This is a genomic window from Amycolatopsis sp., assembly GCF_036008905.1.
GTDB lineage: Bacteria > Actinomycetota > Actinomycetes > Mycobacteriales > Pseudonocardiaceae > Amycolatopsis.
Genome location: NZ_DASYMU010000190.1, coordinates 19449 through 29465 on the forward strand (window position 1 = coordinate 19449; position 10017 = coordinate 29465).

Sequence of the window (10017 nt, forward strand, 5' to 3'; positions counted from 1 at the left end):
TGGATCGGACTTTATAACGCGGACCAATTCTTGTCACGATTCCTGTCATGACAACAGCGACCAGCCTCGACGGGCAGCTGCTCGTACCGGGCGACAAGGACTACGACGACGTGCGGGCGGTCTGGAACGCGATGGCCGACCGCAGGCCGCGGATGATCATCCGCTGCGCGAGTGTGGCCGACGTGGTGACGGCGGTTCGCACGGCCAGGGAACTCGATCTCGAGATCGGCGTGCGCTGCGGCGGCCACGGTGCCCTCGGCCTCGCCGTCCCCGAGGACGGCCTGATGATCGATCTCAGCCCGATGGGCGGCGTCCGCGTCGACCCGGCCCAGCGGCGGGCGTGGGTCCAGGGCGGCGCGCTGCTCGGGGCGCTCGACGACGCCTCGCAGCGGTACGGGCTGGCGACGACCGCCGGGAACGTGTCACACACCGGTGTCGGCGGGCTGACCCTCGGCGGCGGGATGGGCTGGCTCGCCCGGCAGCACGGATTGGCCTGCGACAACGTTGTTTCGTTCGAGATGGTGACCGCGGAGGGCGAGGTCGTCCGCGCGAGCCGGACCGAGAACCCCGACCTGTTCTGGGGTTTGCGCGGGGGCGGCGGGAATTTCGGCGTGGTCACCGAATTCGAGTTCCGGCTGCACCCGGTCGGTACCCAAGCCCTGGTGGCCGAATACCAGTACCGGCTCGACGACGCCCTGCCTGTGCTTCGCGGCTGGCGCGACCTCAACGCCGAAGCGCCCCGGCAGGCCACGTTCACCGCGTCGATCGGCGGCGACGGCCTGGTCACCGCCGGGTTCGTCTGGGTCGGTGATCCGCGCGAAGGCCGGAAGCTGGTCCCGGCGATGCGGTCACTCGGCCGTCCGGTGACCGAAAGCGTGTCGGAGCCGTCGTACCTCGAACTGCAGCGGCGCGACGACGTCACCGGGGGCCACGCGTTCCGCCGGTACTCGAAGGGCCACTACCTGCGGCGATTCCCCGACGAAGCGATCGAAGCGTTCCTGCGGCGGGGCACGGAAAACGGCCGCGGGGACAACCTGCCGAACGTCGGGCTCCAAGCACACGGCGGCGCGATCGCCGACGTGCCCGACGAGGACAGCGCGTTCAGCCATCGCGGGACGCTGTTCGAGTTCAGCACCGGCACCCGCTGGACCGACCCGGGTGAGGACGAGGCCCGGATGGCCGGTGCCCGGCGCTGCGCGGCGGCGCTCGACCCGTTCGCCAGCGGCGTGTATGTCAACATGCTCGGCGACGAAGGCGTGGAAGGCATCCGGCGCGCCTACCCGCCGGCGAAACTCGCCCGGCTCACCGCACTCAAGAACGCCTACGACCCTGGCAACGTGTTCCACCTCAACCAGAACATCCGGCCGAGTGTCAGTCCCGGCCCCATTGACTGAGGCTGGAGAAGACGCGTTCCAGGATTTCGGGCTCGACGAGACCGCGTTCGGCCTCGGGCTGCTCGGCGACCACGGTCCGGCGGCGGTCCCGGCGGGGCAGCGCGACACCCTGCGCGGTCATCCCCGCGGGAAGCTGCAGCTCGGAGCGCGCCAGGTTCCCGCGGCGCGGCATCGGCGAGACGGTCATGCTCACGCCGATCGGCAACCGCCCGTTGGGCACCTCGCCGCGCACGTCGTCCTCGACTTCGGCGACGAGGTAGTCGCCCCACAGCCGCAACCGGATGGTGAGGAACGCCGGGGCCTTCGGGTCGGAGACCTCGACGACCGCGGAGACCCGGTGCGACACGGTCCGCAGCAGGTCGTCGAGCATCGTGGGCAGGGACCACTCGGACAGGGTGAACCGGACGAACAGACCGGCGCAGTTCACCGCACTCGGCAACGCGACGAGGTGGAGGTCGTCAACTTGTGAAGTCTGCGGGTTCACCCAGTTCCTTCCGTCCCACGTCCGGCGGGTTCCCCCGCCGTCGGTCAGGGGCCGTATCTTGCCAACCTCCGTGAGCGGCGGGTCATCCAGGGTGACGAAGAGCCGAATTTCGTTCGTTTCCGACCGGGAGCAGGGTCTTCTCCAACAGCGCTTCGGTCAGGTCTATCTCCGTCTTCGGCCCGATCCGCCGCCAGATGGCCAGCGAGCCCCGGAAAGCCGTGACAGCGTCGGTGAACCGGCCCTCCGCGGCGGCCAGGCTGCCCCGGGAGCGCAGGGCGGTGGCTTCGCCGTCGGCGTCGCCGAGGATGCGGTGGGTGTCGAGCGCGCGGTCGATGCGCCGGCGGGCGTCGGCGAAGTGACCGTCGAGGATGTCGACGTCGGCGAGCGCCTGGTCGACGTAGGCGCAGCCCAGGTCGTCCCCGGCGTCCCGGGTGATCTCCATGGATTCCGTGAGCGCGACGCGGGCTTCCGCCGTCCGGCCGAGCCCGGTGAGCGCGAGGGCGAGATGGTAGCGGCGCAAGGCGTAGCGCAAGGTCTGGCCCGTCGCGCGGTCCAGGTCCCCCGCTTCGGCCATGAGAGCCGCCGAGCGCGTGAGGTCGCCCGCCTCGCGCAGGGCCCAGCCGAGCGACGCCACACAGTCACCGAGCGCGCCCGGCGGCAGCTCCGGGTGACGGGCCGCGGCCACCGCCCAGGTGAGGACGTCGATGCCCATCTCGATCTCGTCGAGGCGCAGCGCCGCGCGGCCGATGTTGCGCAGGGCCCGTACCCGGAGCGGCCGATCGCCGAGGCGGGCGGCGATCTCCTGCTGTTCGTCGGCGAGACCGGGCAGCTCGGCGTAGTGGTGGCGCTGCATGGCGACTTCGAACTGCGCGTCGACGAGCCGGATGAGCAGCTCGCCGTGGCCCGCCGCGCGCACGGCCGACACCGCGTGCCGCAACGCGTCGGCCCAGTCCTCGTCGTAGGAACGCAGCCAGAGAAACCCCGACAGGCGCAGGGCGAGCCTGCCCGCGGTCTTCGCGTCACCCGCGTGACAGGCCTGGTAGACCGCCGCCGCGAGGCCACGCCGTTCGGCCTCGAACCATTCGGCCGGGTTCTCGCGCACGATCTCCGCCGGTTCCGGCGGCGGCGCCGGACTGTCCACTGAGGACTCACGTATCAGCGAGTGGGAGATCCGCCCGTCCGCGTCGACCGCCAGGGCGAGCCAGCCTTCGAGTAACCGGGCCACCGCCGCCGCGCGGACGTCCGCGTCGTCTTCGGTGTCCGCGCGCTCACGGGCGAAACCGGCGATGAGATCGTGCAGCCGGAACCGCTCCTGTCCCAGGGAATCCCGTCCCAGCGGCTGTACCAGATGCGCGTCGGTCAGGTCGGCGAGCAGGCGCGCCGCCGGCCCGCCGAAGAGGGTGCCGGCGACCCACGCCGGCCAATCCTGCGCCTGGACCAGCCCGAGCAGGCGAAGCAGCGCACGCGGTCCGGCCGCGACGGTCCGGTAGCTCACTTCGAGGCTGGCACGGACATCCAGGTCGCCGACGCGCAGTTCGTCGAGCCTGCCGCGTTCTTCGGACAACCGGTCCCGCAGCTCCGCCAGTGTCCACTGTGGATACGCGGCGAGCCGCCCGGCGGCGACCACGAGCGCCAGCGGAAGATGCGCGCACAGCCCGGCGATCGCCGTGGCGGCCTCGGCTTCCGCGGCGACCCGGCCGGTTCCGGCCACGCGGCCGAGGAGTTCGAGCGAGTCGACCGCGGTGAGCGTCGGCACGGTCCAGCGGGCGGAGCCGACCAGTGCGCCGAGACGGTGACGCGTGGTGATCAAAGTGCGGCACTCGGCCGTGCCCGGCAGGAGCGGGCGCACCTGCGCCTCGGAGTCGGCGTTGTCGAGGACCACGAGCACCCGGCGCTCGGCGAGCAGGCTGCGGTACAGGGCGATCCGCTCGTCGGGGTCTTCGGGCACGCGGTCGCCGTCCACGCCCAGCGCGCGCAGGAACCGGCCCGCGACGGCGTGCGGGTCGGCGGGAGGCTCCCGGCCCGCCGCGAGGTCGGCGTAGAGCTGACCACCGGGGAACGACGGGCTCAGGTGATGCGCGGCGGCGAGCGCGAGCGCGGTTTTGCCGACGCCGCCCTGCCCGGTGAGCAGCGCGATCGGGTTCGCCGAACGGAGAATTTCGCCGAGGAGATCGTCACGGCCGGTAAGCGGATCAGGGGACGGCGGGAGCTGGCGCGGGACCGAAGCCTGCGCCGGGATCTCGTCGCGGAGGATGCGTTGTTCGAGGTCGCGCAGTGCCTGGCCGGGCTTCACGCCGAGTTCGTCGGCGAAGCGGCGGTAAACGCGCTGGTAGCAGGCGAGCGCGTCGGCGCGCCTGCCCACGGCGGAGAGCGCGAGCATTTGCTTGGCGTAGAGGCTTTCGCGGTACGGGTGCACGGCGATGAGAGCGGGAAGTTCGCGCAGGACCTCGTCGGCGGCCCCCAGCGCGAGCCGTGAGCCGAGCCGGGCTTCGACGGCCTCGACCCGTTCGTCGTGCAGCGCTTCCCGCAACCCCGCGGCGAGTTTGTCCGGCAGGTCGGCGAGCGCGGGACCACGCCACAGTGCGAGAGCTTCGTCCAGCGCGGCGACCGCGCGCGGGTGGTCACCGTCGTCGATCGCGCGCAGTCCTCGTGCGGCGAGAGCACGGAATTCCTGCAGGTCCAGGGTGTGCGCGGCCAGGCGGACCTCGTACCCGGCCGGCCCGGAGACGATCACGTCCGGCCGCAGCCGGCGGCGCAACTGGCTGACCAGGTTGTGCAGCTGGGCCTTGGCCGTCGGCGGCGGCTCGTCCCACAGCGCGTCGATGAGGTTCTCCGGCGAAACGGGCCTGCCGGTGTTGAGGAGCAACACGGCCAGCACGAGCCGTTCGCGACCGTTGGCCAGCTTCACGACCGTGTCGTCGTTCCGCACCTCGAGTGGCCCGAGTACGCCGAAATCCACGCTTGTCCCCCGAACGTCCCCCAGCTCCGACGGCAAAAGCATAACCGGCGCGGACGCACTCCGACGAACACTCTCCGTGACCCCCTTGTGGCTCTCGACACTCATCCGTGACATTTTCGTTTCCATTTCGTAATGTGGCGCAAGCTTCGCAACGAGACACGGAATTGGTGAGTGATCGACGGAAATGTCCGGCAGACATCGCAGCAAGGTCAAGACGGTCAAGTCGTGGACGATGCCCGCGGGTGTCGCCGGATCGGCCGTCGTGGTCCTCGTGCTGACGGTCTGGCTCACCGGTGGCGCGCCCTGGCAGTCGGTGGAAACCGGCAACGCCGCGATGGCGCTGGCCGCACCGGCACCGGTCCCCTCGTCGAGCACCACGCCGCCCCCGTCGCCGACGTCGGAACCCAGCCCGACTCCCGAGCCGGCGCCGTCGTCCACGCAGCCGTCCACGAGCAGCACTCCGCCGCCGGAAACCAAGACCTCGTCGAAAACCCCCGAGGCCGCCGCCTGTCCGACCACATTGGACGGCGCGAAGTCGCATGTGGCCCAAGTCGGCAACCACGTGAAGGGGAAGTTCGGCATCGACGACATCGGTGGCGCGGCGGGCCGTTCCGGTGACAGCGACCATCCTTCGGGGCTGGCCCTCGATTTCATGACCGACACCAAGACCGGCAATGCCGTCGCCGACTACGTCCTGGCCAACCAGGACAAGTTCGCCGTCACCTACGTGATCTGGCGCCAGCGCTACAACGACGGCAGCGGCTGGTCGGCGATGGAAGACCGCGGCAGCGTCACCGCCAACCACTTCGACCACGTCCACGTGTCGTTCAAGTCGGGTGGCAAGGTCTCCGTCACCTGCTGACGCAATAGACGTCTTAGAACACTTTCCGGCTGAGCACAAGCGATCACTCAGCGGTATTCGCGGAGTGTGCGGGCGAATAAAATGCGAGGCCCCTCTCCCCCGGAAGCGAGGCCGACATGCTCGCCATTGCCGCCGCCGTCCTGTTCGCGATCGCCTTGCTGTTCCAGCTGGCCGCCATCGGTGCCGGCACCGTCATCACGGCGTCCACCCTCACCACCGCCGGCCTGCTCTGTATCGCGCTGCACATGTCCGGCGTGGCCACCAACCGCAAGGCCTGGAGCCGCCGTCGGCGGTGATCCTCAGGTGACGGCTTCGCCGTCGAGTGCGTTCGTGCCCGGCCGGCCCGTCCGCCGCCTGCGGGAGTCGACCGGCATGATCTGCGGGCTCTTGCCCCCGAGGTAGCCGACGAGGTTGCCCGGCGCGTACCCCTCCATCAGCTGGTGCCGCTCGAACGCGCTCGACGCGACCTGCTCGTGCCCGCCCTCGGCGGTGCCGATATCGCGCACGAACTTGGGAAGCAGGCGGTAGAACCGTTTCCGTGACTCGTGCAGCTGCCCGAGCGCGTCCGGCGAGACGTGCTCCCCGATGCGCCGCGAGGATTCGTTGCCGGAGCTGACAGAGATGAACGAGCCCGGATCGAACGCCAAACCCTGTGCGCGCGCCCGATCCACCATCCACAGCAGCGGGATCTCCGACAGCGCGGTTTCCGCGTAACCGCCCCCGATGTCACAGTGGACCCCGGCGAACCACACTTGCTCGACTTTCTGGCCGTACTCGGCTTTCGGCTGCGTCCAGATCGCCGGGCGGAACGGCCCGCGCTTCTCGTCGATGGCCAGCGCCTGGTATGCCGCCTCGACACTCGCGCTCAGATCCGTGTCGTGGAACTGCCAGCGGCGGTTGACGAAGTTGACCAGCCGTAACCCGTTCAGCGGAATTCCGAGCGCCCCCACGGTGTCCCAGACCCCGATGAAGCGGACGCGCGCCTCGAAGGAATGCGAGCGGCGGAAAAGCTTCGACTCGATACTGCGCGGATGCGCGTCGGGACGGCGGCTGCGATAGAGGTCGTACGCTTCGTCGACCCGGTCGATGTTCTCCGGCCGCAGGATCCCGCAGTTCCGCACGAGACCGACAGTGCTGCGCGCGGTGTACGCGCCGCGGCTGAACCCGAAGAAGTACAGCTCGTCACCAGGCTCGTAATTGCGCACCAGGAACCGGTAGGCCTCGCGGACGTTGTCCGACAGCCCGGCCCCCACCATGCCGCCGCGCACGCGATCCCAGCGCCCCGTCCCGACGCCGCGGTGGTAGAACGTGCGCTGCTCCTGGCCGACCACGTCCTCCGGCGCGACCGCCAGCGCCACCTTGGCCACGTTCGTCGGCGCGGGGGCACCGCCGCGCACCTGGTCCGGCGTGTTCCACGTCCCGTCACAACAGATCACCAGCCGCTTCGGCATGTCCCTCCCCCTCGACGAGCGCCTCTCGCCACCGTAGTCCGTGAGTCGTAACCCGAACGAGGAAAGTTACCGGTCCGCTGCGCGGTGGGGAAGATCCACGATCACCCGGCCCCGCCGCCCACGCCCCTGCGATTGTGTTACGAAGCTGAGTCAACAGAACCTGGCTATCACGAATAAAAACGAGAGCCTAAGAGGCAGGGCTAGGTACACCTGAATTCTCAATGTCATACAGTAGTGACACAATCGAGGGGAGGTGGTGATTCACGTGGAGTTCGAAGTGGACCGGGACAGCGGGATGCCGGTCTATGCCCAGCTCGCTCGTCAGGTGCGAGAGGCGTTGCGGCTGGGGTGGTTGCGGCCGGGAGACCGGTTGCCGACGGTGCGGGAGGTGGTGGCCACGAGCCGGGTGAACCCCAACACCGTGCTCAAGGCCTACCGCCAGCTGGAATCCGAAGGGCTGGTCGAGGGGCGGGTGGGAGCGGGCACGTTCGTGAAGGCGTCGCTGGGCACGGTCGCCCCGGAGGCGATGGCGCGCTTGCTGGTGCAGTGCACCCGGTTCGTACACCAAGCGCGGTCGGCCGGGCTGGAAGACGAGGACATCTACGCGCTGGTCGGCGCGGTTCTCTCCGAGAAGGACAACGAAACGGAGCAGGTCAAGTGAGGACCAGCGAGGTGGCCGGGCGGTCGGCGACGGCGAGGGTGTGGTCGTCGAGCACCAGCACGGACCCGGCCGGGTCGCCGCGTGGGGAGACGTCGCAGGTTCCCTCCGGTGACGAGGTGGCGAGCAGCAGGAACGGCGACCGCGCGATCACTGTGCGGGCGTGCTCGTCGATCCGGGCGATGTCCTTCTTCCAGTTCGCCTCGGGTGGTTCTTTCACCACCTCGCGGAGCTGGTCCTCGGTGGTGATCGTGCGCATGCCGTCCAGAATCCCCATGCCGACAAGTTACGCCGACGGCGCCCGCGACGTGCTCGCCACAATGGACAGCTGCCCGGGACGTCGATGCCCATCTCCTGCGCCGCACCCTCCCGCATCGGCGACACCACGTAATACCCCGCGTGTGCAACCACCGCCATCTGTCGACAGATAGCGAGACTGCTGGTCGTGGCGAATTTGTATGTCCCTTGTATCGGCTCTGGTCATTGTGGTGTCAAGCCTGATGATCAGTGGAGGACTGCGATGTTGCTACGGTCGAAAATCACGAGAACACTGGGGACGCTCGCCGCGGCGGCGGCGATCGTGCTGGCGGGGGCCACCCCGGCGCTGGCGGCGACGGGCACGGTGAACACCGATTCCGGTATCGCCGTGACGGTCCGCTCCAGCCCGAGCACCTCGGCGAGCGCGGTCGGCACCATCGCCAGCGGCACGGCCGTCACCATCGACTGCCAGGCCACCGGCACGACGGTGACCGGCAAGTACGGCACCAGCGACGTCTGGGACCACGTCCCGTCCGCGGGCGGCTACGTCAGCGACACCTACGTCTACACCGGGTCCGACGGCCGGGTGGCACCGGACTGCGCGGGCAGCACGGTCGCGTGCTCGACCGCGGGCACCAACAACCCGAACACCTGCGCACAGGCGGTGGCCTGGGCGAAGGCGCACGTCCACACCAACAACAACGCGGACTACGCCGGCTGGTGCGACCGTCTGAACTCGTGGGCCTACGGCTTCACCGCGAGCGGCTCGGCTTCGGCGTACGTGCACTGGACCCAGGTCCCGTCCTCGTACAAGCACGCGGGCAACACCTCGGTACCGGCAGGCGGGCTCGCCTTCTTCAGCGGCGGCAGCTACGGGCACACGATGATCTCCATCGGCGGCGGCAAGTTCATCTCGAACGACATCCACGGCCGCGGTTCCTACACCGAGACCACGATCTCCGAGATCAAGTCATCGTGGGGCTACACCTACCTCGGCTGGACCCAGCCCTGGTTCAAGGTGAACCACTAAGCCGTCCCCCTGCCCTTAACTTCAACTCCCAGGAGAAGAAAGTGCTCAAGAAAGTCACCGCGCTCACCGCGCTGGCGCTGTTCTCACTCGGCGTCGCCGCTCCGGCGAACGCCACCCAGAACGCCACGCTCGCGGCCCTGCCGGTAGCCAACATGGAGGCGGTCCTGAAGGCCGCGCAGATCGACCCGCGCCGGCCCGACAGCGCGCTGACGCCGGGCGCCAAGGACAGCGTGCTGCTGGTGGAGCAGGCTTTGGCCGCCAAGAGCCTGCTCGCCACCCAGTACGTCGACGGTCACTTCGGCACCACGACCATCACCGCGTACGCCACGTACCAGCGTTCGCTCGGCTACACCGGCATCGACGCGTCGGGCCTGCCGGGTCCGAGTTCGTTGCAGCAGCTGGGAACTTCGCGCTACACCGTCGGCAACGTCGTCTCGGCAGGCGCCAAGGTGAACTACCGCGGTGGCCTGATGAACGCCCGCACCAAGGCGATGCTGGTGGCGGCCGAAGGTCTGCTCGGCTCCAGCCTCAGCATCACCCAGGGTTCCTACAACCCCGGCGGCGTCGACGCCTCGGCCGGCACGCACGACGGCGGTGGCGCGCTGGACATCTCCGTGTCGGGCATGTCCGCGGCTACCCGCACCACCGTCACCCGCAACCTGCGCCTCGTCGGCTTCGCGGCCTGGATCCGTACCCCCGCGCAGGGCTTCGCCTACCACATCCACGCGATCGCGCTGTCCGACCCGGACCAGTCGTCCGGTGCGCAGCACCAGGCGGGCGACTACTACCTGGGCCAGAACGGTCTCGCCGGCCGGGGCGCCGACGACGGACCCGCGGTCAGCCCGAAGCGCACCTGGGAGGAGTACCAGCGCTCCTGACCACCACGGAGTCGTGAGTGCGTAACAGTGTTCTAACACTGTT

The 10017-nt window shown here is 69.5% G+C and carries 10 protein-coding genes; 6 read left to right on the forward strand and 4 right to left on the reverse strand.

Annotated features, from left to right (window positions below; all coding sequences use genetic code 11):
* The first annotated feature begins 47 nt into the window (after window positions 1–47).
* Window positions 48–1394 (forward strand): FAD-binding oxidoreductase, encoded by a 1347-nt coding sequence (locus VGP60_RS31625; RefSeq protein ID WP_327551814.1) that lies wholly within the window; start codon window positions 48–50, stop codon window positions 1392–1394.
* Here VGP60_RS31625 and VGP60_RS31630 read toward each other — a convergent pair.
* Both VGP60_RS31630 and VGP60_RS31635 read right to left on the reverse strand, forming a co-directional pair.
* The gene (locus VGP60_RS31630) at window positions 1372–1878 is read right to left on the reverse strand and encodes an ATP-binding protein (RefSeq protein WP_327551815.1); all 507 of its coding nucleotides are present in this window, start codon (window positions 1876–1878) and stop codon (window positions 1372–1374) included. The genes VGP60_RS31625 and VGP60_RS31630 overlap by 23 nt on opposite strands.
* Before the next feature lie 82 nt (window positions 1879–1960).
* A complete protein-coding gene (locus tag VGP60_RS31635) occupies window positions 1961–4837 on the reverse strand; it encodes an AfsR/SARP family transcriptional regulator (protein ID WP_327551816.1) in 2877 nt (958 codons plus the stop codon).
* 184 nt (window positions 4838–5021) lie between these two features.
* On the opposite strand from VGP60_RS31635, the gene VGP60_RS31640 reads away from it, so the two are divergent.
* Window positions 5022–5699, forward strand: coding sequence for a hypothetical protein (locus VGP60_RS31640; protein ID WP_327551817.1), 678 nt, complete (start codon window positions 5022–5024; stop codon window positions 5697–5699).
* A gap of 116 nt (window positions 5700–5815) precedes the next feature.
* On the forward strand, window positions 5816–5995 hold the full coding sequence (locus VGP60_RS31645; RefSeq protein WP_327551818.1) for a hypothetical protein: 180 nt from the start codon (window positions 5816–5818) through the stop codon (window positions 5993–5995).
* A gap of 3 nt (window positions 5996–5998) precedes the next feature.
* Here VGP60_RS31645 and VGP60_RS31650 read toward each other — a convergent pair whose 3' ends face one another.
* Entirely contained in the window at window positions 5999–7150 is a 1152-nt protein-coding gene (locus VGP60_RS31650; protein WP_327551819.1) for a DUF2235 domain-containing protein, read from the reverse strand.
* 295 nt (window positions 7151–7445) lie between these two features.
* Here VGP60_RS31650 and VGP60_RS31655 point away from each other — a divergent pair, with 295 nt between their 5' ends.
* On the forward strand, window positions 7446–7811 hold the full coding sequence (locus tag VGP60_RS31655; protein ID WP_327551823.1) for a GntR family transcriptional regulator: 366 nt from the start codon (window positions 7446–7448) through the stop codon (window positions 7809–7811).
* Here VGP60_RS31655 and VGP60_RS31660 read toward each other — a convergent pair.
* On the reverse strand, window positions 7804–8085 hold the full coding sequence (locus tag VGP60_RS31660; RefSeq protein ID WP_327551820.1) for a pyridoxamine 5'-phosphate oxidase family protein: 282 nt from the start codon (window positions 8083–8085) through the stop codon (window positions 7804–7806). The two genes, VGP60_RS31655 and VGP60_RS31660, sit on opposite strands and share 8 nt — an antisense overlap.
* Window positions 8086–8328: 243 nt before the next feature.
* Here VGP60_RS31660 and VGP60_RS31665 point away from each other — a divergent pair, with 243 nt between their 5' ends.
* Window positions 8329–9096, forward strand: a complete 768-nt coding sequence (locus VGP60_RS31665; protein WP_327551821.1) for a hypothetical protein — start codon at window positions 8329–8331, stop codon at window positions 9094–9096.
* Between the two features lie 41 nt (window positions 9097–9137).
* Entirely contained in the window at window positions 9138–9974 is an 837-nt protein-coding gene (locus tag VGP60_RS31670) for a peptidoglycan-binding protein (RefSeq protein WP_327551822.1), read from the forward strand.
* The last annotated feature ends 43 nt before the right edge of the window (window positions 9975–10017 follow it).

Excerpts from the sequence above, each read along its gene's own strand:
- VGP60_RS31660 (WP_327551820.1), bottom strand. The coding sequence starts at position 8,085 with ATGGGGATTCTGGACGGCATGCGCACGATCACCACCGAGGACCAGCTC.
- VGP60_RS31655 (WP_327551823.1), top strand. The coding sequence starts at position 7,446 with ATGCCGGTCTATGCCCAGCTCGCTCGTCAGGTGCGAGAGGCGTTGCGG.
- VGP60_RS31645 (WP_327551818.1), top strand. The coding sequence starts at position 5,816 with ATGCTCGCCATTGCCGCCGCCGTCCTGTTCGCGATCGCCTTGCTGTTC.
- VGP60_RS31625 (WP_327551814.1), top strand. The coding sequence starts at position 48 with ATGACAACAGCGACCAGCCTCGACGGGCAGCTGCTCGTACCGGGCGAC.
- VGP60_RS31650 (WP_327551819.1), bottom strand. The coding sequence starts at position 7,150 with ATGCCGAAGCGGCTGGTGATCTGTTGTGACGGGACGTGGAACACGCCG.
- VGP60_RS31640 (WP_327551817.1), top strand. The coding sequence starts at position 5,022 with ATGTCCGGCAGACATCGCAGCAAGGTCAAGACGGTCAAGTCGTGGACG.
- VGP60_RS31665 (WP_327551821.1), top strand. The coding sequence starts at position 8,329 with ATGTTGCTACGGTCGAAAATCACGAGAACACTGGGGACGCTCGCCGCG.